The sequence below is a fragment of the Sphingomonas sp. SORGH_AS_0879 genome, from assembly GCF_030819175.1.
In the GTDB taxonomy this organism is placed as follows: domain Bacteria; phylum Pseudomonadota; class Alphaproteobacteria; order Sphingomonadales; family Sphingomonadaceae; genus Sphingomonas.
Genome location: NZ_JAUTBJ010000002.1, coordinates 69,276 through 92,683 on the forward strand (window position 1 = coordinate 69,276; position 23,408 = coordinate 92,683).

Consider the following 23,408-nt stretch of genomic DNA (forward strand, 5'->3'; position numbering starts at 1 on the left):
CATGCCATTTTCCGAACTCGGCCTTGCCGAGCCGCTCGTCCGCGCGCTCGAAGCGAAAGGCTATTCCGAACCCACCCCGATCCAGCGCGATTCGATCCCGACGCTGCTGGAAGGCCGCGACCTGCTGGGCATCGCGCAGACCGGCACCGGCAAGACCGCGGCCTTCGTCCTCCCCTCGATCCAGCGTCTGGTCGAGGCGAACAAGCGCGTCCTGCCGACCCATTGCCGGATGCTCGTCCTCGCCCCCACGCGCGAACTGGCCAGCCAGATCGCCGAGAATGCGAAAGGCTATGCCAAATTCTCCAAGCTGGCGGTCGCGACCGTCTTCGGCGGGACCAGCCTGAACAAGAACCGCCAGGACCTGTCGCGCGGCGTCGATATCCTGGTCGCGACGCCGGGCCGCCTGATCGATCTGGTCGAGCAGGGCTTCCTGAACCTGTCGATGATCGAGATCCTGGTGCTGGACGAGGCCGACCAGATGCTCGACCTGGGCTTCATCCATGCGCTGCGCCGCATCGTGAAGATGATCCCGCGCAAGCGTCAGACCCTGTTCTTCTCGGCCACCATGCCCGCCGCGATCCGCGATCTGGCCGACAAGTTCCTCGACAACCCCGCGACGGTATCGGTCACGCCGGTCTCGACCACGGCCGAGCGTGTCGAGCAGTCGGTGACCTTCGTAACGCAGGCCGAGAAGCAGGCGCTGCTGACCATCCTGCTCGCCGATCCCGCGATCGAGCTGGCGCTGGTCTTCACCCGCACCAAGCATGGCGCGGACCGCGTCGTGAAGCTGCTGGCGGGCAATGGCATCGCCGCCAACGCGATCCATGGCAACAAGAGCCAGGGCCAGCGCGAGCGGGCGCTGGGCGAGTTCCGCTCGGGCCAGACCCGCGTGCTGGTGGCGACCGACATCGCCGCGCGCGGCATCGACATTCCGGGCGTCAGCCATGTCTTCAACTTCGAATTGCCCAATGTCGCCGAGCAATATGTCCACCGCATCGGCCGCACGGCGCGCGCGGGCCGCTCGGGTCTGGCCATCGCCTTCTGCGCCGAGGATGAGCGGCCCTATCTGAAGGACATCGAGAAGCTGACGCGGCAGAAGATCAATGTCGTGCCGCTTCCCGCCGACTTCGTGAAGCGTGCCGAGGCGATCAAGTCGCAGCGGGTGAAGGCCATCGGCGCCGACCCCGCGCCGCGCGTCGACCGTCCGCGCGATCCGGCGCGTCCGCGTGCGACCCATCATCCGCGCGCAACCGACGCCCGCGCGCCGCAGGGTCGCCAGCCGCGCCGTCGTGGCGGCGGTGGTGGAGCTGGCGGCGGTCGTGGTCGCGGCGGCCAGGGTCGCCCCGGCGGCGGTGCCGGTCGCGGCGCGCAGGGCTGAATCCTTCTTAGCTCTTCTTAAGCCCCTCCCGCAGGCGGGAGGGGTTTGGGGAGGGCAAGGACTCTCACAGAGACCATCGCCTGTGGCGTACCCTCCCCCATCCCAGTTTCAGGTAAACGATGCCCCGCATCGTTTAGGTCGTGCCGGGGGCATGACCGACCTGAAACTCGCCTGCGGGAGGGGCGTGCTTGCGGCCATCGCTTGCATCCCAACACGATGCTGATGCGTTGAACGCGTAACGACACGCGCATCAGGAGAGGTTGCCATGGATATTGCCCACACCCCCGCCGCCGAACGCATCGCGCGTGTGCTATGCGGCCAGCGGTTGAGCGCCAATGCCGGGGGCGATTCGGAGTCCGCCGCCAAGCTGGTCGACGATCATTGGCGCGAGCATATGAGCGACGCGCTGGCCGTGCTGCGGACCCTACGCGAACCCGATCAGGCGATGGCCGAAGCGGGCGATCCCGCGATCTGGGAAAAGATGGTGCTGGTGGCGGTCGAGGCCGCCAAGCCGCCCAAGGTCACGCTGTAGCCCCTATCCCTCCCCCGAGCCAAACTTGGGGAGGGGAGGAATAACTCACACCGTCACCTGCTCCCCCAATTCCAGCACCTTGCCCGGCGGAATCCGCAGGAAGTCGGTCGGGTCGCTGGCGTTGCGCTGCAGGAACATGAACAGCCGGTCCTGCCAGGGCGGCATGCCCTTTTCCGCCTCGGGTTTCAGCGTGTTGCGGCCGATGAAATAGCTCGTCTTCATCGGGTCCAGCCCCGACATGCGTGTCTCCACGCCCAGATCGCGGGGCAGGTCGCGCGGGATGTCCGGCGTCTCCATGAAGCCATAGGTCAGCGTCACGGTCGCGAAATTGTCGTCCAGCCGCTCGACATGCGCGCGCTTCTCCGCCGACACGACGGGCCGGTCGGCGGTGCGGATCGTCACGACCAGATTCTGTTCGTGCAGGATCTTGTTGTGCTTCAGATTGTGGAGCAGCGCGCCGGGGGCGGACGCCGGATTGGCGGTCAGGAACACCGCCGTTCCGGGCACCCGCTCCGGGGGACGCTTGGCCAGCGCGGCGGCGAGGTCGGCGAGCGGTATCGCCTGGCGCTTCTCGAACGCCGCGACGATCCCGCGCCCGCGCACCCAGGTGTGGATGATCGTCCCCACCCCCGCGCCAACCAGCAACGGCACCCAGCCGCCCTCGATCACCCGCAGGATGTTCGCCCCGAAAAAGACGAGGTCGAGCGCCAGAAAGGGCAGGATCGCCGCCAGCGCCAGTGCCCGCGACCAGCCCCAGCGATGCCGAACGACCAGATAGGCGAGGCAGGTCGTCACCACCATCGTCCCCGTCACCGCGATGCCATAGGCGGCGGCCATCGCCGAAGAGGTCTTGAACTGGATGACCAGCACCAGCACCCCGAACAGCAGCAGCCAGTTGATCGCGGGCAGATAGATCTGCCCTTGGAAATCGGCCGAGGTCTGGCGGACGCGCAGGCGCGGCAACAGTCCCAGTTGAATCGCCTGCTGGGTCAGCGAGAAGGCGCCGGTGATCACCGCCTGCGCCGCGATGACGGTGGCGAGCCCCGCCAGCACGATCAGCGCGGGGCGGAGCGACTCGGGCGCCATCAGGAAGAACCAGTCCTGATTGGTGAAGGGCTGTCCGTTCGCGGTCGCCCGCTCCAGCGCCGACAGCGCGAAAGCCCCCTGCCCCAGATAGTTGAGCGCCAGCGCCGGCAGGACCAGCGAGAACCAGCCGATCCGGATCGGCAGCCGCCCGAAATGCCCCATATCGGCGGTCAGCGCCTCCGCGCCTGTCACCGTCAGGAACACCGCGCCCAGCACGAACAGCCCGACCACCCCATGGCTCGCCAGGAAGCTGACGCCGTAGCCCGGCCAGATCACCCGCGCAATCGAGGGTTCGTCGGCGATATGCCACAGGCCCAGCCCGCCGATGACGAGGAACCACAGGATGCAGATCGGCCCGAACAGCTTCGACACCGACGCCGTGCCGCGCGACTGGATGAAGAACAGCGCGACCAGGATGACGATGGTGCACATCCGGATCACGTCTTCGTTGAAGATCGTGGCGGCGGCGGGGATGGTGTGCAGCCCCTCCATCGCCGACAGGACCGACAGCGCCGGCGTGATGATCGCATCGCCATAGAAGAGCGACGCCCCCGCCGCGCCCAGCACCAGCGCCAGCCGCGAGCGGATGCCGACCGAGCGCCGGGCCAGTGCGGCCAGCGCCAGCACCCCGCCCTCCCCCTGATTGTCGGCGCGCATCAGGAAGACGACATATTTGATCGTGACGACCAGGATCAGCGACCAGAGCGCCAGGCTGAGCACGCCCAGTATCTCGCTGGGGTCGATGCCATCGCCCGCCGATTGGGACAGCGCCTCGCGAAAGGCGTAGAGCGGGCTGGTGCCGATATCGCCGAACACCACGCCGATCGCCCCGATGGTCAGTGCCGCCAGCGCGGGGTGACGGTGCGCGGTTTCCGCCGCGCCGGTCGCCGCGGTCTGGTCGTCCATAATGTCGGTTGCCGTCCCCGTCATGTCCGCCGGAACCCCCTGAGCCAAAAGGACGGCGCGCTTTACGCTTCTCCGTCCGGGAAGCAAGGGCTTTCCCATGCCCTGTGCAAACGCTTGATATTGCCGAGCGTCAAGCGCATGGACGGCAAATGGTTCCCTTTTCGTTCGGCGGGCAGGCGTTTCAGGCGCTGGCCGATGGCGCGCTGTTCTGGCCCGCGCGGGCCGCGCTGCTGGTCGCGGACCTGCACCTGGAGAAGGCGAGCTGGTATGCGGGCGGCGGACAGATGCTGCCCCCGTACGACTCGCTCGCGACCTTGAGCGAGTTGACCGAAATCGTGGCGCGGACGGGCGCGCGGCAGGTCTGGTGCCTGGGCGACAGCTTTCACGATGCGGAGGGATGCGACCGCCTGCTGCCGGAGGCGCGGGCGATGTTGCTGGCGCTGACCGGCTCGACCGAATGGACCTGGATCACCGGCAATCACGACCCCGTGCTGCGCGACCGATGCGGCGGCGCGGTGGTGGACGAAGCGCTGGTCGATGGTCTGGTCCTGCGGCACGAGGCCGATCCGGCGGAGACGCGGCCCGAACTGTCGGGGCATTTCCACCCCAAGCTTCGCCTCCGGGTGCGCGGCAAGCTGGTCGCGCGGCGTTGCTTCGTGGGGACGACGAACAAGCTGATCCTGCCCGCCTTCGGGGCGCTGACCGGCGGGCTGGACGTGGATCATCCCGCGCTGATCCAGGCGGTCGGGCGGTCGGCGGAGGCACTGGTCCCGGTGCGCGACCGCATGCTGCGCTTCCCGGTCGCCGCCTGAGGGTGGGTCGCCATTCCCTGGCTTCGCTAACCCTCTCCCCTCGCAGAGGGGTGAGGGAAGTCACGCTACGCCCTATCCCGCCCGCGCCAGATCCGGGAAACCGGCGCGGAAGCCCGCCACCTTGGGCTTGTCCCAGCGCATGATGTAGGGATGCATCGGGTTGCGGTCGTAGAAATTCTGATGATCCGCCTCGGCGGGGAAGAAGCCGCCCTGCTCGATCCGGGTGGTGATCGGTTTGCCAAAGGCATGGGCCCTGGTCAGCTGCGCGATATAGGCGCGGGCGACCCGTGCCTGTTCGGGCGACTGGGCGAAGATGGCGGAGCGATAGCTGGGCCCGCGATCCGGGCCCTGGCCGCCGACCTGGGTCGGATCATGCGCGATCGCGAAATAGACGCGGAGCAGCGTGGCGTAGGAGACTTGCGCGGGGTCGTAGGTGATCCGAATCGCCTCGGCATGGCCGGTCCGCTCGGTCGAGACGGCGCCGTAATTGGCATCCTCGCGACGACCACCGGCATAGCCCGCCGTTACGGCGCGGACGCCCTTCACCCGCTCGAACACCGCTTCCATGCCCCAGAAGCAACCGCCCGCCAGCACCGCCACCTGCGGGCGGGACGACGCGGGCACGTCCATCGCCGCCCTGGGCAACGGCACCGCGCGTTCCGCGCTGGCGGGGAGGGAGGACAGGGCGACCGCTCCGAATGCGGTCGCGACCAGAGCGATGCAGAGGGTATAGCGCATCGCCATGATATGGGGTGGGATTTCAGGTTCGGCTAGAGGCGGGCGTTGAAGCGCGGGCTTCGACTTCGCTTAGCCTGAACGGCTGTTTTAGAGGAGTATTCCAAACCTCCGTTCCGCCTGCGCGAAGTCGAAGGCCACGGGAATCACCCCGCCGGGGCCCCTTAGCGAACCGCCTCGACCGGAGCGGACGCATAGCGGCTGGGCGCGTCGGCCGGGTGAAGCATCACGAGACCCAGGGCGCCAAGCGCAAATCCGCCGGCGAACTGCCATACGAAGCTGGACTTGAGGAGGGCACGCATTCGTCTTCACCTGTCTAAACGGTTCGCCTCCGAAATGGGCGGCGATCTTCCGGGTGCCATCTGGTCGATCGGCACCGTTCCGACAATGGCGTTTATAGAAACACAGCATTAACGGCACGTGACCGTGTCGTTCACGCCACAGTTAAGCCATATTGCCGCAGCGCACCCAGCGATAGGAAAAAGCCAGCCAGTCGAGCCATTTGGCTGGACCGACTGGCTTTCGCAGCGCCATAAGGCGAACCTTATTTCAGCGCGGCGCAGGCCGTCTGAATGCGGGTGCACGCTTCCCTGAGCAGCGCATCCGAGGTCGCATAGCTGATTCGCATCGCGGGCGAGAGGCCGAACGCCGCCCCCTGCACCGCCGCGACCTTGGCATCGTCGAGCAGATAGCCGACGAACGCCTCGTCACCATCGATCAACCGGCCCGAAGGCGTGGACTTGCCGATCAGCGGGGCGAAGGACGGATAGACGTAGAAGGCGCCCTCCGGCGTCGGGCAGGTCATGCCCTCTATTGCGTTCAGCATCGACACCACCATGTCGCGCCGCGCCTGGAACGCCTGGTTCCGCTCGGCGAGGAAGCTCTGGTCGCCGGTCAGCGCCGCGGTCGCCGCCGCCTGCGCGATCGAACAGGGGTTGGAGGTCGACTGAGACTGCAACTTGGCGATCGCCTTGATCAGCCAGGGCGCGCCGCCCGCATAGCCGATCCGCCAGCCGGTCATCGCATAGGCCTTGGAACAGCCATTCACCGTCAGCGTGCGCTCGTACAGCTCGGGGCAGACCTGCGCGATGGTGGCGAAGCGGAAGCCGTCATAGACGATATGCTCGTACATATCGTCGGCGAAGACCCAGACATGCGGGTGGCGAAGGATCACCTCGCCCAACGCCTTCAACTCGTCGGCGGTATAGCCCGCGCCGGTCGGATTGGACGGCGAGTTGAGGATCACCCACTTGGTCCGGGGCGTGATCGCGGCGTCGAGCGCCTCGGGGGTCAGCTTGTAACCCTGTTCGGGCCCCGCCTTGACGATCACCGGCACGCCGCCCGCGAACTGGACCACGTCCGGATAGCTGACCCAGTAAGGCGCGGGGATCACCACCTCGTCGCCCGCATCGATCGTCGCGACCATCGCGTTGAACAGGGTGTGCTTGCCGCCGACATTCACGCTGATCTGGTCGGCCTTGTAGGTCAGGCCGTTGTCGCGCGCGAACTTTTCCGCGATCGCCGCCTTCAGCTCGGGCGTGCCGTCGACATTGGTATATTTGGTCTTGCCGTCGCGGATCGCCCGGATCGCCGCCTCTTTGACGAAATCGGGCGTGTCGAAGTCGGGCTCACCCGCGCCCAGTCCGATCACATCGACACCGGCGCGCTTCAGTTCCAACACGCGGCTGGTGATGGCGAGCGTGGGGGACGGGCTGATACGGCCGAGCGCGGCGGAGGGCTGCATGAAACGGAACCTTTGCGTCAGGGATTTGCGGGGGCGCTTTAGACGCCTCCACCCTCAATCCGCAACCATCCGTGCACGAAACAATCCGCGAAGTGCATTGCCAAGCAAGAATCCGTCCCGAATGTCTCCACGGGTCAACCGCCCCTCGACCGCGCGGCCCGTCTGGATCAAATGCGCGCGCAGCACGCCGGGCAGCAGCCCTTGCGCCAGCGGCGGGGTGACCAGCACATCGCCGCGCGTGACGAACAGCGAGGTGTAGCTGCCCTCGGTCAGGCCGCCATCGGGGGCCTCGAACACCACCTCGGTCGTGCCCGCCGCGATCCGCGCCGCGTCGTAAAAGCCGCGCGCGCTGGTCTTGTGCCGCAAGCGCAGATCGTCGGGAGAGACGGGCAGCGGCACGATCCGCACCGGCACCACCCCATCGAAGGGTGCGGGCCGGGGGCCGACCTCCACCACCACCGCGCCACCGCGCGCCAGCAACAGCCGGATCCGCCGTGCCTCGCGCAGGCGGAAGGTCGCCGCCTGAAGTTCGTTGCGCGCGCCATGCCGGTCGAAGGCGAAACCCAGCGCGGCCGCGCTCGCCTTCATCCGGGCGAGATGCGCCTCCAGATGCTGGATACCCTCGACCGGATCGAAGGCCATGGTTTCGATCAGGTCGAAATCGGGCCGCCCCCCGACCAGGAACGCCGCCTTGGCGAGACACTCGTCCCACTCGTCCGCCGCCACCGAATCGGCGACCACCCCGGACCCGATGCCCAGCGTCACCCGCGAGCCGCCCGTCGGCCAGGTCAGGGTGCGGATGGCGACGTTGAACATCGCGTCCCCATCGGCATCCAGCCGCCCGATCGCCCCGGTATAGAGCCCGCGTGCCGAATCCTCGATCCCGGCGATCGCCTGCATCGCGCGGATCTTGGGCGCGCCGGTGATCGATCCGCAGGGAAACAGCGCCGCCAGTACGTCCAAGGCATCGCGCCCCTCGGCCAGGTCGGCGGTGACGGTGGATACCATCTGGTGCACCGTCGGATAGGGTTCGACCGCGAAAAGCTCGGGCACCGCGACGCTGCCCGCCCGCGCGACGCGCGACAGGTCGTTGCGCATCAGATCGACGATCATCAGATTTTCGGCGCGCTGCTTCGGGTCGTCGCGCAGGGCCGCCGCCGCGCGCGCATCGGCGGCGGGATCGGCCTCGCGCCGTGCGGTGCCCTTCATCGGCCGGGCGGTCAGGCGACCGTCCTCCAGCGAGAAGAACAACTCGGGCGACAGCGACAGGATCGTCGCCTCGCCGGTCGCCACCACCGCGCCCCAGCCCGCGCGCGACCGGGCGCGAAGCCCCGCATAGAGCGCCAGCGGATCGCCGACGACCGGCGCGGTCGCGCGAAAGGTCTGATTGACCTGATAGAGATCGCCCGCCGCGATCAGCCGCTGCACCTCGGCGAATTGCGCGGCATGGCGCGCCTCGTCCCATTCGGGCTCCAGCGCGCCGATCCACGCCCCCGCCGGATCGGGCAGCGTCGCCTCGACCGACAGGCTCTGCCACCCCTCGAACAGCCCGAACCACAGGAGCGGGCCGTCGAGCGCAGGCGCGGACACACCGGGTTCCAGCGCCGCCCCCGCCTCATAGGCGATCATCCCCGCGGCATGGAGGCCCTGCGCCCGCGCCTGTCGCAGCTTTTCCAGCGCGGGGGCGACCTCCAGCGGCGCATGCGCGACGACGATCCCGACCGGCGCGGTATAGAGCCGCGCCGCCGCTCCTCCGTCACGGGCGTCGTCGAGCAGCACGAAAGGGGCATCGAGGCGCAGCATGGCGTTCGATCCATGCACGGCCCTTCCCCGCACATGCAAGTATCGATTGGCCGCGACTGTCCCAGTCTCTATCCCGGACGCCATGACCGATGCTTCCCAGACCCTGCCCCCGCCCCCTACCCCGCCTTTGCGCGCCGCGATCGTCCCCGTCACCCCGCTTCAGCAGAATTGCTCGATCGTCTGGTGCACCGCGACGATGAAGGCGGCGGTGGTCGATCCCGGCGGCGACCTGCCCCGTATCCACGACGCCATCGCCAAGACCGGGGTGACGGTGGAGAAGATCCTGCTCACCCATGGCCATATCGACCATGCGGGCGGAGCCAGGGCGCTGTCCGATTCGCTGGGCGTCCCGGTCGAGGGTCCGCAGGAAGAGGATCGCTTCTGGCTCGCGCGGCTGGACGAGGATGGGCAGGCCTATGGCATCCCCGCGCAGGTGCTGGAGCCGACGCGCTGGCTGTCCGAGGGCGACACGGTGACGATCGGCGGCCTGACCCTGGATGTGTACGAGACGCCGGGGCATACGCGCGGGCATGTCATCTTCCACCACGCGCCGTCTAAGTTCGCGCTGGTCGGCGACGTGCTGTTCCAGGGATCGATCGGGCGGTCGGACATGGCCGGCGGGGATCATGATACGCTGATACGCTCGATCGTCGAGAAGCTCTGGCCGCTGGGGAACGAGACGGCGTTCATCCCGGGGCACGGCCAGCCCAGCACGTTCGGGCATGAGCGGCAAAGCAATGCGTTCGTCGCGGATCGGGTGTTGGGTTTGGGGTGAAGTTGGGGCGTGGGCTTCGACTTCGCTCAGCCTGAACGGCTGGTGGGATAGGGGTTCCCCAAACCCCGTTCAGCCTGAGCCCTTCGGCTGGCTGGCAAGCCAGCCGCTCAGGATAAACCTCGGGGCAAAGCGCCGAGGTCGAAGGCCAAGGGAATCAGCGCCGTTCCGCGGCACTCTCCCCTCGAATCGCCTTGAACTCCGACCCCTCACGCCATTCCGGCCAATCCCGCCCATCGGCCAGATCGCGCCCGATCCGGTAGAACAACCCGACATCCGCCGCCGCCCCGCGCAAGTCCCATTTCGCGTCCCAGGCATCGCAGGTCTGGTGATAGCAGCGCATATAGCCGTCGAGCCATTGCTGCCCCGCCGGACGCCCCCCTTCGACCAGATCGGGCGCGCCGCTGATCGCCATCAGCAGCAAGGTCGGCACGCCGCGCCGCGCGACCGAGAAATGGTCCGCGCGATAGAACAGCCCACGCTCGGGCAGAGCCTCGGGCGTCACCACCCGCCCTTGCGCGGCGGCGGCGGCCTTCAGCCGATCCTCCAGGTCGTTCTGGCCATCACCGACCAGCATCACGTCCTTCGACGGCCCCGCCGTCTGGAGGATGTCGAGCGTCAGGTTGGCGACCGTCTTGGCCAGCGGATAGACCGGCTTCACCGCATAGGTCTCCGACCCCAGCAGCCCGCGCTCCTCGCCGGTCCACAGCGCGAAGACCAGGCTGCGATCGGTCGGCGGGGCCGCCTTGAACGCGCGCGCCAGTTCCAGCACGCCCGCCACGCCCAGCCCGTCGTCGTTCGCACCGGGACGGATCACCCGCCCCTGCGCATCCGCCGCGCCCTTGCCATAGGCGTCCCAATGCGCGCCGAACATGACGACTTCATCGGGGTGCGTCTTGCCGGGAAGTTTCGCCAGCACGTTGCGGCTCTCGGCCCGCACCGTCGTCACGGGCAGGTCGGCGGAGAAGGACTGCCCCTTCAACGGCACGGGGCGGAAGTCGGCACGCCGCGCGGCCTTGCGCTGCTGGGCCAGGTCCAGCCCAGCGGCAGCGAACAGCTTCGTCGCCGAGTCGCCCGACAACCAGCCCTGCAACAGCACCCGCGACGTCGGATCGCTGCGCACGATATCGTAATTCTCGCCCGCAGGCGCCGTCACCGTCGCCCAGCCATAGCCCGCGCCCGGCGTGTCATGGACGATCAGCGCCCCCAGCGCGCCCCGCCGCGCGGCTTCCTCATATTTATAGGTCCAGCGGCCATAATAGGTCATGCGGCGGTCGCCGAACTTGCCCTTGGCATCGTCGCCCGCGACCGCCTCGAAATCGGGATCGTTGACCAGGAAGACCGCGACCTTACCCTTCAGGTCGACGCCCTTGAAATCGTCCCAGCCGCGTTCGGGCGCATGAACGCCGTAGCCGACAAAGACCATCGGCGCGTTCTGAATGGCGACGCGATCGACGGGACGCACGGTCGAGACATAGATACCCTGGCCCTGCGCCAGCGGCATGGCCCCGACGCGCATCGTCCCCTTGCCGATCTGGGTACGGATCAGCGGCACGGCCTGGGTCCACTGCCCATCCGGGCCGCCTGGTCGCAGTCCCATCGCCTTGAACTGCGCGACCAGCCAGTCGACCGTCTTCGCCTCGCCCGGTGTGCCGGGCGCGCGTCCCTCGAAGCTGTCGGAGGCGAGCGTCTTCACATCGTTCGACAGGCGCGTGGGTGAGATGGGATCGGGGGCGGCGGCGGTCAGCGCGATGGCGGCCATGCCGATGAGGGGAAAACGAATCATCGCTGGTCGATCCTTATGACGGTGGTGGCGCTGACGGGCGCGACATGGCTGGTATAGACGATCCCGATCGCCCAGCCCGCCAACAGCGCCAGGACCGCCCAGGTTCCCATCGCGCCCCCGGCGCGCCCGATATTGGGCGCGGGCCGCATCATGCCCCAGCCATGGCCGATCCGCGCGATGATGAATGCGCCGCCCAGCACCCACAGCCAGAAGGACGATCCCCCCGCCAGCTCGATCAGCGCCATCAGGATCAGCACGAAGGGCGCATATTCGACGAAATTGGCCTGCGCGCGCATACCACTGGCCAGTCGCGAATCGCCGCCATCGCCCAGCAGGACCTTGCCCCGCACCCGCCCGACGACGATTCGCAGGGCGAGCCACAGATTGACCAAGGCGGCCGCCGCCGCGATGCTGAGCGTGACGGGCAAGACCATAAGCGCCGCATTCTCCGTATATTGAACCCGAACACCGCCTGCCATTCCGTGGCAAAGCTTGCAACATCGGCAAAACTCGCTATAGGCGCGGGGCTTCGCGATGCGTCCGGCTGGGTGCTCACGCGGCCGGGTCCTTCGATCCGGGCGCGCAATGGGTGCTGACCGTGGCGTATTCCACCCATTGTTCGAATTGATAAGGTGCCGCAATGGCCGTCCCCAAGAGAAAGACTTCGCCCTCCAAGCGCGGCATGCGCCGTGGCCACGACTCGCTGACGATCGCGGCATTCCAGGAATGCCCGAACTGCGGCGAGCTGAAGCGTCCGCACAATCTGTGCACCGCTTGCGGTCACTATAACGGCCGTGAGGTCGTGTCGGTCGAGGGCTGATCCCTCCATCCGTCAACGGAATGACCGTTAGAGGAACGCATGGCCGATAACGCCTGGATCGCCGTCGATGCGATGGGCGGCGACGACGGGCTGGCCGTGATGCTGGCCGGTGTCGCCAGAGCGCGACGCCGTTTCGAGGGCATGCGCTTCCTGCTGGTCGGGGACGAGGCACAGATTGCGGAGGGGTTGAAGACCCATCCCAATCTGTCCGCCGCGTCCGAAATCGTGCACGCGCCCGAAGTGGTCGGCTCCAGTGAGAAGCCGAGCCAGGCGATCCGGCGCGCCCGCACGACATCGATGGGCATCGCCATCGATCTGGTGAAGCGGGGACGCGCCGCCGCCGCCGTGTCGTCGGGCAATACCGGCGCGCTGATGGCGATGGCCAAGCTGAGCTTGCGCACCCTGCCCGGCATCGACCGGCCCGCGCTCGCCGCGCCGCTCCCCACGCTGGGCGACAATGACGTCGTCATGCTCGACCTGGGTGCGAACACCGAGTGCGATGCGCGCAACCTCGTGCAATTCGCGGTGATGGGCGCGGCCTATGCCCGCATCCTGCTCGAACTCGACAATCCGCGCGTCGCGCTGCTCAACATCGGGTCCGAGGATCAGAAGGGCACCGACGAGATTCGCGACGCCGCCGCCGTGCTGCGCGGACAGAGCCATTTGCCGCTGAACTTCACCGGCTTCATCGAGGGCAATCAGCTCGCCCGCGGCGAGGTCGATGTGATCGTGTGCGACGGCTTTGCGGGCAATATCGCGCTCAAGACCGCCGAGGGCACCGCGCGATTCGTGGGCGACCTGTTGAGGCGCGCCTTCCGCTCCTCGACCCGGTCCAAGATCGGCTTCCTGATCTCGCGCCCCGCTACGGAATTGCTGCGCGATCATCTCGACCCCAACAACCATAATGGCGCGGTTTTCCTGGGCCTGAAGGGCGTGGTGGTGAAGAGCCATGGCGGCGCGACCGAACTGGGCGTCGCCACCGCGATCGGCAACGCGGCCAAGATGGTGCGCGCCGACCTGACCCGGCGTATTGCCGAGGATCTCTTGAATTTCGAGGATGCCGCATGATTCGTTCGATCGTCACGGGTACGGGTTCGGCGCTTCCAACCCGGCGGGTGTCGAACGAGGAACTGGCGCAGGAGGTGGACACGTCCGACGAGTGGATCGTCGAGCGCACCGGCATCCGTTTCCGCCACATTGCGGGCCCGGAGGAAACGACCGCCACGCTGGCCGCCGACGCCGCCAAGGCCGCTATCGCGGCGGCGGGCCTATCGGCCCAGGATATCGACCTGATCGTGCTGGCGACCGCCACCCCGGACCAGACCTTTCCCGCCACCGCCACCAAGGTCCAGACGATGCTGGGCATCGACGATTGCGTGGCGTTCGACGTCGCGGCGGTCTGCTCGGGCTTTCTCTACGCCGTGCAGGTCGCCGATGCGATGCTTCGCTCGGGCGTGCAGCGGCGCGCGCTGGTCATCGGTGCCGAGACCTTCAGCCGCATCCTCGACTGGGAGGACCGCACCACCTGCGTCCTGTTCGGCGACGGGGCGGGTGCAATGGTGCTGGAGGCCCGCGAGAGCGCGGATGCTGACGGACGCGGAATCCTGACGACCAAGCTCCATGCCGATGGGCGTCACAATGGCCTGCTCTATGTCGATGGCGGCCCCTCGACCACCGGCACGGTCGGCAAGCTCCGCATGAAGGGTCGCGAAGTGTTTCGCCATGCCGTCGTCAATCTGGCGCAGGTTATGGAAGAAGCGCTGCAACTGGCCGGGCTGTCCGCCGCCGATGTCGACTGGGTCGTGCCGCATCAGGCCAATGCCCGCATCCTCGACGCCACCGCGCGCAAGCTGAACCTTCCCGCGGAGAAAGTCATCGTGACGGTCGATCGCCATGCCAATACCTCGGCGGCTTCGGTTCCTTTGGCACTGGACACGGCGGTTCGGGACGGGCGCATTCGGGAAAATGATCTGATCGTTTTGGAGGCAATGGGCGGCGGCTTCACTTGGGGAGCGGCTGTAATCCGCTTCTAGGCAATCGATTTTCATTAACCAAGATAAATCCCTTTCGGTCCCAATAGTCGATGTGTTAATCGGCCCATTACAGACCATTGGGGGATGGACATGACCAAAGCTGGAACTTTGACACGCGCTGATCTTGCGGAATCGCTGCATCACGAAGTGGGCCTGTCCCGCTCCGATTCGGCGGACGTGGTCGAGCAGATTCTCGTCGAGATGTGTGATGCCCTGGCACGGGGTGAGAACGTCAAGATTTCCGGCTTTGGCACCTTCGTGCTGCGCGACAAGGGGGAGCGGATCGGCCGCAATCCCAAGACCGGGATCGAGGTGCCCATCGCACCCCGCCGCGTCCTGACCTTCCGCGCAAGCCAGATGATGCGCGATCGTATTGTCGCGGCGGGATAGGCCCGAGCGTCCCATCGAAGGCGGCAAGTCCGATGGTGCCCTGCGCACCATCGGCGAGGTTGCGCGGGAAACCGGCGTGGCGCAGCATGTGCTACGCTATTGGGAAAGCCGTTTTCCGCAGCTTCGCCCGGTGCAGCGGGCGGGCAACCGACGCTATTACCGCCCCGAAGACCTGGCCCTGATTCGCCGCATCGATCACCTGCTCAACCAGCAGGCCTATACCGTGCGCGGCGTCCAACAACTGTTGGACAACGAGGCGCGAGCGAAAGACGATCCCGCGACCATGTTGCGCAACATCCGCGATTCGCTGGTCGAGGCGCTGGCCTGGGACGATCGGGCGGAACGGCGATAGGGGGCGCACGCGGCCTTAGACTTCGCTTTGGCTGGACGGCTGGGTGGAGTGGGTCCGGACCTCGAACCCCGTTCAGCCGGAGCGAAGTCGAAGGCGAGGCTGCAATCCCGCCTCAAGCGTGCTGAATCACCCCGCCCTGCGCTCCCAGCAGCAGATCGCGGCAAGCCCGGTTATAGGCATGGGCGCGCCACCAGAACCAACCGCCATTGCCGACACCCCAGGCCGCGACGCCGAGCGCCGCCCAAGGCACCGCGCGTGCCGCCCGACCACCGCGCGCGGCGATCCGACCGGCGGCAAGCCCGCCCTTGCCGATCCGCCGTGCGGTCTTGGCCAACTTTCCCGCCGCGCGCGCCTGCGACAACAGGCCCGACCCGCCACGCAGATCGCCCAGGATCGCCGCCGGGCCGACAAAACCCTTCAGCTTGGCCGCAATCTCCTGCGCCTCGATGGCCGCACCGGGCTCCAACTGGCGGCGCTGCGCCCCCGTCAGGCCATAGGCATCGGCGATCGCATCGATCGTCTCGGCCAGGCTTTCGGTCCCGATGGTCAGCGCCTTCGCCCCGGCCTTCAGGGCGCGGCGGCGGATCAGCTTCTCATTGGCCTCGAAGGTGGCGTCGATCGCGGTGCGGTCCATGGACAATCCCTGTTCGTTCATGACCGTTGAAGCCCCGAAACGGCCTTCCGGTTCCTTAGCGCTCGCGCGTGGCGAGGAAGCGGACCTTCGGGTAACGATCCGCGACATAGCCGACCTCCCAGGCGCTCTTGGCGAGGAAGACGGGGTTGTCGTCGCGGTCCTTGGCCATGGCGGCACGGTTCAGGTCGATGAACGCCTTGAGGTCGGCGGGATCGTCCGCCGCGATCCAGCGCGCGGTGTCGAACGGCGCGGGCTCCAGCCCGGCGGCGACCTTATACTCGGCGTCCAGCCGCGACAGCAGCACATCGAGCTGCAACTGCCCGACCACGCCGATGATCCAGTTAGACCCGATCTCGGGATAGAAGACCTGGGTCACCCCCTCCTCGGCCATGTCGTCCAGCGCCTTGCGTAGCTGCTTGGTCTTGGTCGGGTCCTTGAGTGCCACGCGGCGAAGGATTTCGGGCGCAAAATTGGGCAGGCCGGTGAAGCGCACATCCGCCCGCTCCGACAGGGTATCGCCGACGCGGAGCGTGCCGTGATTGGGGATGCCGATGATATCGCCCGGAAACGCCTCGTCCGCGACTTCGCGATTCTGCGCGAAGAACAGGATCGGCGAATGCACCGCGATCGGCTTGCCATGGCCCGTCGGCGTCAACTTCATGCCGCGCTTGAAGGTGCCCGAGCAGAGCCGCATGAACGCGATCCGGTCGCGATGCTGCGGGTCCATATTCGCCTGCACCTTGAAGACGAAGCCGGTGACTTCCTTGTTCTCCGGCGACACCGGCGCGGGTTCGGCGGGCTGTGGGCGTGGGCTCGGCGCGTGGCGGCTGAGCGCGTCGATCAGTTCGGCGACGCCGAAGTCCTTCAGCGCGGAGCCGAAATAGACCGGCGTCAGGTCGCCATTGCGATAGGCTTCGCCGTCGAACTGGGCGTAACCCGCCTGCGCCAGTTCCACCTCTTCGGCGACCTCGGGTGGAAGGGGCGGCGCATCGTCCACCTTGCCCAGAAAGGCGCGGCTGTCCCCTTCGGGACGGCTCACCTTGCCGGTGGTCAGGTCGAGCACGCCCTCGAACAACCCACCCATACCGACCGGCCAACTCATCGGCGCGACGTCGAGCGCCAATATGTCGGCGATCTCGTCGAGCAGTTCGAACGCCGGACGGCCTTCGCGATCGACCTTGTTGACGAAGGTGATGATCGGCACGGAGCGCAGGCGGCACACCTCGAACAATTTGCGCGTCTGCGCCTCGATCCCGCGCGCCGCGTCGATCACCATCACGGCCGAGTCGACGGCGGTCAGCGTGCGATAGGTATCCTCCGAGAAATCCTCGTGGCCCGGCGTGTCGAGCAGGTTGAAGGTCACGCCGTCCTTCTCGAACGTCATGACTGAGGACGTAACCGAGATGCCGCGCTGCTGCTCGATCTTCATCCAGTCCGACCGCGCGCGCCGGTTCTGGCCCCGCGCCTTGACCTCGCCCGCCAAGTGGATCGCGCCGCCGAAATAGAGCAGCTTTTCGGTCAGCGTCGTCTTGCCGGCGTCAGGGTGCGAGATGATCGCGAAGGTACGGCGGGGGGAAGTCATGGGCGGCTCTGTCGAATAGGGAAATGGGGCGTCCGGGCGCCCGAGATGCTGCGCCTGTTACAGCAAATTGCGGCACAAGACAGGCCCTGGATTGCGGTAGCCGTCAGTGCCAGCCTTCCTCCATCCGCGCCACCCCGGCGAAGGCCCGGGTCCAGTTGCCAAGGTCGTTGAGATCGGACGTCGACATTCGCTATCGACGTCACAGCCACTGGACCCCGGCCTTCGCCGGGGTGGTGTAGGATATGGGGTGGTGTAGGATATCAGGCGGACGCCCTTACCCCGCCAGCGCCACCGTCATCCGCATGACCTTCTCGCCACCGACCGGCACCACGAACACGCCGGGCTTGTCGGCAAACTCGCCATCATACCCTTCCGGATCGGCGATGCCGTGCCAGGGCTCGACACAGACATAGGCCGCGCCGGGCTTGGTCCAGATGCCGAGCTTGGGCGTGTCTGGGAAGGCGATCCGCAACTGCGGTGCACCGTCCGCGCCATAGGTGACGCTGCGGCTTTCGACCGGATCCCAGACCAGCGCGTCCTCGGTGAACAGGTCATCCGCCAGATGCAGCACGCGGCCGTCGAGCGGGCTGTCACGGCGCTCCTCCGCGATCAGGCCGTCGGGCGCGATCTTGCGGAGCCGGGATGGCTCGTCCTTCTCGAAGACGATACGGTGCTCGGCCCGCGCCTTGCCGTATGGCAACGGCCAGGCGAAGGCGGGGTGGAAGCCGAAGCTGGCGGGCATCGGCACCTCGCCCCGGTTGAGGAGGCGGATTTCCATGATCAACGTCGCCTCTTCCAGCCGGAACTCCGCCTCCAGCCGAAAGGCGAAGGGATAGGAGGTGCGGGTTTCCTCGCTATCGCCCAGCGAGAAGACCGCGCGGGTCGCCTCGTGCGTCACCAGTTCGAACATCGAGTGGCGGGCGAAACCGTGCTTGGCCATCGGATAATGCTGGCCGTTCAGGCGGATGCCGTCGCGAGTCACGCCGATCACCGGGAAGAGCAAGGGCGCGCGGCCGGTCCAGAAGGCCGGGTCCGCGTTCGTCATCAACTCGCGGCCCTCGGCGTCCTTCAACGAAGACAATTCCGCTCCGAACGGATTGATCGCCGCCGACAGATGGTCGTTGCCGATGCGGACCCAGTTTTCCTCATTAGCCACGGAGTTGCGCCCCCTGCTTGGCGGCCGCCGCGACGATCTTGTCCGCGACGGCTTTCAGTTCCTCGTCGGTGAAGCTTTTCTGCGACGGTTGCAGAAGCACTTCGACCGCAACCGACTTGTGGCCCTCGGGCACGCCCTGACCGGCGAACACGTCGAAGACGCGCGCGGCGGTGATCGCGGCCTTGTCGGCACCCCGGACCGCGCGGATCAGCATGTCGGCGGCGAGGGCCTCGGGCACCAGAAAGGCGAAGTCGCGCTTCACCGACTGCAAGGCGGGGGGCGTATAGGCAGGGCGCATGAAGCCCGTCGCGCGCTTCGGCGGGATCGCGTCGAGATAAAGCTCGACCGCCGCCACCGCGCCGTCGAGGTCGAACGCCTTCAGGACCGAGGGGTGGACCATGCCGAACGCCGCCAGCACCGTCTTCGGCCCCAGCCGCAGCGTACCCGACTGGCCGGGATGCCAGGCGTCGCCCGCCTCGCCCATCACCTGGAGGTTGTCGACCGGCGCGCCTCCTTGCGCGAGCAGCGCGATCGCCTCCGCCTTGGCGTCATAGGCGTCGAACCCTTGCGCCTTGCCCGAACGCCAGTTGCGCGGGGCCTTGTCGCCCGCCAGCACCACGCCCAGCGTCGGCCGCTCGGCCTCCGCCAGATAGCGGCGGCCGATCTCGAACAGGCGCACGGCGGTCGCGCCGCGCTTGATGTTGCGCTCGGTCGCGGCGAGCAGGCCGGGGAGGAGCGAGGGCCGCATGACCTTCAGGTCTTCGCTGATCGGGTTGGCGAGCGTGAAGGCCCCACCGCCAAAGGGCGCGGCCTGCGCCTCGCTGATGAAACTCCACGTGACCGCTTCGTCCAGACCGCGCGCGGCGGCGGCGCGACGGGCGCGGCGCTCCAGCTTCTGCTGCGGCGTGGCGGTGGGACGCGCGACGCCGGGGGTGCGGGGGAGCGCGACCGGGGGAACATGGTCGATCCCCTCGATGCGGATGACTTCCTCGACCAGATCGGCGGGGCCGTCCACGTCGCGCCGCCAGCTAGGCGCGGTGACCTGCCAATCGGCGGTGACGGTGAAGCCCAGCGACTCGAGAATCGCCTTCTGCCGCTCGGGCGCAATGGCGAGGCCGCCCAGCGTCTGGGCAAGGTTCGGGTCATAGGCGATGGTCTTGCCGACGACCGGCGACTGACCCGCGCGGGTCACGGTGCTGGCCGTACCGCCGCAATATTCGAGGACCAGATAGGTCGCGATGGCGAGGCCGTCGTCGAGGAACGCCGGGTCCACCCCACGCTCGAACCGCTGGCGCGCGTCGGAGGTCAGGGCCAGCTTCTGGCCCGTCCGCGCGATCGCCTCGGGCGCGAAATAGGCGCATTCGATAATGACGTCGGTGGTCGTCTCCGACACGCCCGAATGTGCACCGCCCATGATGCCGCCGATATCGTGCACGCCCGCATCGTCGGCGATGACGGTCATGCCCTCCGACAGGGTATAGGTCTTGCCGTTGAGCGCCTCGACCGTCTCGCCCTCGCGCGCCTTGCGGGCGACCAGACCGCCCGACAGCCTGGCCTTGTCATAGACGTGCAAGGGGCGGCCGAGATCGACCGTCATGTAATTGGTGATGTCGACCAACGCCGAGATCGGCTTCTGCCCGATGGCGGTCAGGCGCTGGCGCATCCATTCCGGTGCCTCGCCATTGGTCAGCCCCGACACGGCTTGCGCGTAGAAGGCCGGGCAGCCCTCCGCGTCCTCGATGCGGACATCGGGGCCGGGGCCCTCGCCCGGAACCGACGGCACGGTCGGCGCGATCAGCGTCCCCAGCCCGGCGGCGGCCAGGTCGCGCGCGATGCCGTGGACGCCCATGCAGTCCTGCCGGTTGGGCGTGATCGACACGTCGATGACCGGATCGTTCAGCCCCGCATAGTCCGGAAAGGAGGTGCCGACGACCGCATCCTCGGGCAGTTCGATGATGCCGTCATGGCCCTCGCCGATCTGCAACTCGCGCGCCGAGCACATCATGCCGTTCGACTCGACACCACGAATGGCGGCGACCTTCAACGTCACGTCGAGGCCGGGGACATAGGCCCCCGGCGCGCCGAACACGCCGACCAGGCCAGCGCGGGCATTGGGCGCGCCGCACACGACCTGCATCGGGCCGTCGCCCGCATCGACCGACAGCACCTGAAGCTTGTCCGCCTGCGGATGCCGATCCGCCGACAGGATGCGCGCGACGCGGAACGGGGCCAGCGCCTCGCCCGGATTATGGACGCCCTCGACCTCCAGGCCGATACGGGTCAGCCCCTCGACAATGGCGTCGAGCGGGGCGTCGGTGTCCAGATGGCTCTTCAGCCAGCCCAGGGTGAACTTCATGCGCCGACTCCTCCCGACAGAGTGGGTACGTCGAGGCTCGCGAACCCGTAATGCTTCAACCAGCGGATATCGCCGTCGAAGAACGCCCGCAGATCGTCCATCCCGTATTTCAGCATGGCGAGGCGATCGATGCCGCAGCCGAAGGCGAAGCCCTGCCACTCGTTCGGATCGAGCCCGCACGCCTCGATGACCTTGGGGTGGACCATGCCGGAGCCGAGAACCTCCATCCAGCCGCCGTTCTTGCCCTCTGGGGACCCACCGATGACGCGCTTGCCCTTCTCGATGGTGTAGCCGACATCGACCTCCGCCGACGGTTCGGTGAAGGGGAAATAGCTGGGGCGCAGGCGCAGCACGATATCGTCGCGCTCGAAGAACGCCTTGAGGAACGTCTCCAGCGTCCATTTCAGATGGCCGAGCGTGATGCCCTTGTCGATCACCAGCCCCTCGACCTGATGGAACATCGGCGTGTGGGTCGCGTCCGAGTCTGAGCGATAGGTGCGGCCCGGCGCGATGATGCGGATCGGCGGCTTCTGGTCGAGCATGGTGCGGATCTGCACCGGCGAGGTGTGGGTGCGCAGCACGCGGCGGACCGTGCGCTCGTCGCCCCCGGCGTCGACGCCCGCCAGATAGAAGGTGTCGTGCATCGCGCGCGCCGGATGCGTCTCCGGGATGTTGAGCGCGGTGAAATTGTGCCAGTCGGTCTCGACCTCAGGGCCGGTCGCGACCGCAAAGCCCAGATCGGCGAAGATCTCGGCCAGTTCGTCCATGACTTGGGCAACCGGATGGACGGTGCCGAAGCTGGCGGTTTCGACCGGCAGGGTCATGTCCAGCCGCTCGGACGACAGCCGCCGCGTCGAGCGCCGCCTGTTCCAGTGCGGCCTTGCGGGTCGCCAGCGCCTCGGTCACGGCTTCACGCAGCGCGTGGATGCGCGGCCCTTCGACCTGGCGCTCGTCGGGGGCCATCTTGCCCAGGGTCTTGAGCAGTTGCGTGATCCGCCCCTGTTTGCCCAGCGCATCGACGCGGATCGCCTCCAGCGCGTCCAGCGCGGGCGCGGCGGCAATGGCGGCGAGCATGGGCTCACGCATTTGATCGAGTTCGTTGCTCACTCTTTACTCCGTCGGCCGCTGCGGCCGCCCCGATGGGGGATGGCCTCGGCCGGTTTGCGGGATTGCACCCGCCGTAGCGGCTAGGGGCGGCCCGGATCAATCCTTCTGACGGTCGCCCATGCGGCATGACCGGGCTGGCGGCGGCGGAGCCCCGCCCCGCCGCCGTGCCGCGCCTTACACCGCCTTGGCCGAGCCCGGCGTGTTGACGCCCATCGACTGGAGGTAACGCTTGATGTTGCGCGCCGCCTGGCGGAGCCGCTGTTCGTTCTCGACCAGTGCTATGCGGACGAAGCCCTCGCCATTCTCGCCATAACCGACGCCCGGCGCGACCGCGACCTTGGCCTCGGTCAGCAACTGCTTGGAAAATTCCAGGCTGCCGAGATGCGCCAGCGCCGGGGGCAGCGGCGCCCAGGCGAACATCGACGCCTTGGGGCTGGGAATATCCCACCCCGCCCGGCCGAAGCTCTCGACCAGCACGTCGCGGCGCTTGTGGTATAGCTGGCGGTTCTTCTCGACAATGTCCTGCGGCCCGTTCAGCGCGGCGCAGGCCGCCGCCTGGATCGGGGTGAAGGCGCCGTAATCCAGATAGGACTTCACCCGCGTCATCGCCGCGATCAGCTTCTTGTTGCCCACCGCGAAGCCGATCCGCCAGCCCGCCATCGAATAGGTCTTGGACAGCGAGGTGAACTCGACCGCCACGTCCTTGCCGCCCTTGACCTGAAGGATCGAGGGGGTCGGGTTGCCGTCATAATAAAGCTCGGAATAGGCGAGGTCGCTGAGAATCCACAGCTCATGCTCCTTCGCGAACGCCACGAGGCGTTCGTAAAAGGCCAGGTCCACCGTCTCGGCGGTCGGGTTGGACGGATAATTGACCACCAGCACCGAGGGGCGCGGCACGGTGAAGTGCATCGCCCGCTCCAGGCTCTCGAAATAGGCTTCGTCGGGCGTGGTCGGCACCGCGCGGATCGTCGCCCCCGCGATGATGAAGCCGAAGGTGTGGATCGGATAGGACGGATTCGGCGCCAGGATCACGTCGCCCGGCGCGGTGATCGCGGTGGCCAGCGACGCCAGACCTTCCTTCGAGCCCATGGTCACGACCACCTCGGTCTCGGGGTCCAGATCGACGCCGAAGCGACGGCCATAATAATTGGCCTGGGCGCGGCGCAGGCCCGGAATCCCCTTGGACTGGGAATAGCCATGGGCGTCGGGCTTCTTCGCCACCTCGACCAGCTTGTCGAGGACATGGTCCGGCGGCGGCAGGTCGGGATTGCCCATGCCCAAGTCGATGATGTCCTCGCCGCCCGCGCGCGCCGCTGCCCGCATCGCATTGACTTCGGCGATGACATAGGGCGGCAGGCGCTTAATGCGGTAGAACTCTTCGGACATGGGTCCCTCGTTGAAACAATTGGGACCCGATGCTTAGC

20 protein-coding genes and 1 pseudogene are annotated in these 23,408 nt (G+C 67.4%); 9 read left to right on the forward strand and 12 right to left on the reverse strand.

From position 1 onward, the window contains the following. The first annotated feature begins 1 nt into the window (after nt 1). Together QE379_RS00885 and QE379_RS00890 are read left to right on the forward strand one after the other, a co-directional pair. Nucleotides 2-1,378 carry a DEAD/DEAH box helicase gene (locus QE379_RS00885; RefSeq protein WP_306996944.1) on the forward strand — a complete coding sequence of 459 codons (1,377 nt, stop codon included), beginning with the start codon at nt 2-4 and terminating at the stop codon, nt 1,376-1,378. A gap of 265 nt (nt 1,379-1,643) precedes the next feature. Continuing rightward, complete coding sequence (locus QE379_RS00890; protein WP_306996946.1) at nt 1,644-1,910, forward strand: hypothetical protein; 267 nt, start codon at nt 1,644-1,646, stop codon at nt 1,908-1,910. A gap of 45 nt (nt 1,911-1,955) precedes the next feature. Here the strand turns inward: QE379_RS00890 and QE379_RS00895 are convergent, their stop codons facing one another. Then, nucleotides 1,956-3,902: a potassium transporter Kup gene (locus QE379_RS00895; protein WP_306996948.1), complete on the reverse strand. Its 1,947-nt coding sequence runs from the start codon at nt 3,900-3,902 to the stop codon at nt 1,956-1,958. 149 nt (nt 3,903-4,051) lie between these two features. Between QE379_RS00895 and pdeM the strand changes: the two genes are divergently transcribed. Further along, a complete protein-coding gene (gene pdeM, locus QE379_RS00900; RefSeq protein WP_306996950.1) occupies nt 4,052-4,714 on the forward strand; it encodes a ligase-associated DNA damage response endonuclease PdeM in 663 nt (220 codons plus the stop codon). A 72-nt stretch (nt 4,715-4,786) separates the two neighbouring features. Here the strand turns inward: pdeM and msrA are convergent, their stop codons facing one another. The 3 genes from msrA to pabB all read right to left on the reverse strand — a co-directional run bounded on the left by msrA (nt 4,787) and on the right by pabB (nt 8,996). Then, entirely contained in the window at nt 4,787-5,458 is a 672-nt protein-coding gene (gene msrA, locus QE379_RS00905; protein WP_306996952.1) for a peptide-methionine (S)-S-oxide reductase MsrA, read from the reverse strand. A gap of 535 nt (nt 5,459-5,993) precedes the next feature. Further along, complete coding sequence (locus tag QE379_RS00910; protein ID WP_306996954.1) at nt 5,994-7,193, reverse strand: pyridoxal phosphate-dependent aminotransferase; 1,200 nt, start codon at nt 7,191-7,193, stop codon at nt 5,994-5,996. Between the two features lie 54 nt (nt 7,194-7,247). Further along, a complete protein-coding gene (pabB, locus tag QE379_RS00915) occupies nt 7,248-8,996 on the reverse strand; it encodes an aminodeoxychorismate synthase component I (RefSeq protein ID WP_306996956.1) in 1,749 nt (582 codons plus the stop codon). Between the two features lie 82 nt (nt 8,997-9,078). On the opposite strand from pabB, the gene QE379_RS00920 reads away from it, so the two are divergent. Beyond that, nucleotides 9,079-9,771, forward strand: coding sequence for an MBL fold metallo-hydrolase (locus QE379_RS00920; protein ID WP_306996958.1), 693 nt, complete (start codon nt 9,079-9,081; stop codon nt 9,769-9,771). A gap of 154 nt (nt 9,772-9,925) precedes the next feature. Here the strand turns inward: QE379_RS00920 and QE379_RS00925 are convergent, their stop codons facing one another. Next, on the reverse strand, nt 9,926-11,554 hold the full coding sequence (locus QE379_RS00925) for a M28 family metallopeptidase (RefSeq protein ID WP_306996960.1): 1,629 nt from the start codon (nt 11,552-11,554) through the stop codon (nt 9,926-9,928). Continuing rightward, nucleotides 11,551-11,988 carry an MAPEG family protein gene (locus tag QE379_RS00930; RefSeq protein WP_306996962.1) on the reverse strand — a complete coding sequence of 146 codons (438 nt, stop codon included), beginning with the start codon at nt 11,986-11,988 and terminating at the stop codon, nt 11,551-11,553. Before QE379_RS00930 ends, QE379_RS00925 begins: the two co-directional genes overlap by 4 nt. A gap of 206 nt (nt 11,989-12,194) precedes the next feature. Between QE379_RS00930 and rpmF the strand changes: the two genes are divergently transcribed. From rpmF to QE379_RS00955, 5 genes are all read left to right on the forward strand, one after another. Beyond that, complete coding sequence (gene rpmF, locus QE379_RS00935; RefSeq protein ID WP_037568791.1) at nt 12,195-12,374, forward strand: 50S ribosomal protein L32; 180 nt, start codon at nt 12,195-12,197, stop codon at nt 12,372-12,374. A gap of 39 nt (nt 12,375-12,413) precedes the next feature. After that, complete coding sequence (gene plsX / locus QE379_RS00940; protein WP_306996964.1) at nt 12,414-13,442, forward strand: phosphate acyltransferase PlsX; 1,029 nt, start codon at nt 12,414-12,416, stop codon at nt 13,440-13,442. Then, nucleotides 13,439-14,407, forward strand: a complete 969-nt coding sequence (locus tag QE379_RS00945) for a beta-ketoacyl-ACP synthase III (protein ID WP_306996966.1) — start codon at nt 13,439-13,441, stop codon at nt 14,405-14,407. The genes plsX and QE379_RS00945 overlap by 4 nt, the downstream gene beginning before the upstream one ends. 90 nt (nt 14,408-14,497) lie before the next feature. Further along, on the forward strand, nt 14,498-14,797 hold the full coding sequence (locus QE379_RS00950; protein WP_306996968.1) for an integration host factor subunit alpha: 300 nt from the start codon (nt 14,498-14,500) through the stop codon (nt 14,795-14,797). Continuing rightward, complete coding sequence (locus tag QE379_RS00955; RefSeq protein ID WP_306996970.1) at nt 14,781-15,149, forward strand: MerR family transcriptional regulator; 369 nt, start codon at nt 14,781-14,783, stop codon at nt 15,147-15,149. The genes QE379_RS00950 and QE379_RS00955 overlap by 17 nt, the downstream gene beginning before the upstream one ends. 112 nt (nt 15,150-15,261) lie before the next feature. Here the strand turns inward: QE379_RS00955 and QE379_RS00960 are convergent, their stop codons facing one another. The 6 genes and pseudogenes from QE379_RS00960 to QE379_RS00985 form a co-directional block, all read right to left on the reverse strand. Beyond that, nucleotides 15,262-15,783, reverse strand: a complete 522-nt coding sequence (locus tag QE379_RS00960; RefSeq protein ID WP_306996972.1) for a hypothetical protein — start codon at nt 15,781-15,783, stop codon at nt 15,262-15,264. Nucleotides 15,784-15,838: 55 nt separating this feature from the next. Beyond that, nucleotides 15,839-17,365: a peptide chain release factor 3 gene (locus QE379_RS00965; RefSeq protein WP_306996974.1), complete on the reverse strand. Its 1,527-nt coding sequence runs from the start codon at nt 17,363-17,365 to the stop codon at nt 15,839-15,841. A gap of 274 nt (nt 17,366-17,639) precedes the next feature. Next, the gene (locus tag QE379_RS00970) at nt 17,640-18,521 is read right to left on the reverse strand and encodes an aldose 1-epimerase family protein (RefSeq protein ID WP_306996976.1); all 882 of its coding nucleotides are present in this window, start codon (nt 18,519-18,521) and stop codon (nt 17,640-17,642) included. After that, nucleotides 18,514-20,877: a phenylalanine--tRNA ligase subunit beta gene (gene pheT, locus QE379_RS00975; protein ID WP_306996978.1), complete on the reverse strand. Its 2,364-nt coding sequence runs from the start codon at nt 20,875-20,877 to the stop codon at nt 18,514-18,516. Before pheT ends, QE379_RS00970 begins: the two co-directional genes overlap by 8 nt. After that, nucleotides 20,874-21,963 (reverse strand): annotated as a pseudogene (pheS, locus tag QE379_RS00980) (phenylalanine--tRNA ligase subunit alpha). Before pheS ends, pheT begins: the two are co-directional and overlap by 4 nt. Before the next feature lie 195 nt (nt 21,964-22,158). After that, complete coding sequence (locus tag QE379_RS00985; RefSeq protein WP_306996980.1) at nt 22,159-23,370, reverse strand: LL-diaminopimelate aminotransferase; 1,212 nt, start codon at nt 23,368-23,370, stop codon at nt 22,159-22,161. Between the last annotated feature and the right edge of the window lie 38 nt (nt 23,371-23,408).